Raw genomic sequence first — 358 nt, forward strand, 5'->3', positions numbered from 1 at the left:
GGATGAAATGGCTTTCTTCGGGTTTCAAGCGCATGGTTGGTGCATTGTGTCGCAAAACCTGTTCACACGACACCATGGCTGGCGGGTCAAGCCTGGGCTAAGGGCTGAGGTGCTGCATGGTCGCCTGCGCAAAGCGCTCGGGTGGCCAGCCCGTGAGCTGCTGCAGCGTGGGCCAGTGGAAGCCGGGGCCGGGGTCTTGTTTGCGGCCGGGGGCCACGTGTTCGTGGCCCACCACCTGGGCTATGGGGTAGCGCTGGGCCAGTTGGGTGCACAGCGCGGCCAGGGCCTGGTACTGGGCGGGCTCGAAGGTGTCGCCCTCCAGCCCTTCCAGTTCAATGCCTATGGAATAGTCGTTGCA

The 358-nt window shown here is 64.2% G+C and carries 1 protein-coding gene; it reads right to left on the reverse strand.

What is annotated here, in order from left to right:
- Window positions 1-97 precede the first annotated feature (97 nt).
- Window positions 98-358 (reverse strand): N-acetylmuramoyl-L-alanine amidase (locus tag HA630_RS01595; RefSeq protein ID WP_208299907.1); only part of this gene is annotated, 261 nt, incomplete at its 5' end.

The sequence above is a fragment of the Aquabacterium sp. A08 genome, from assembly GCF_011742065.1.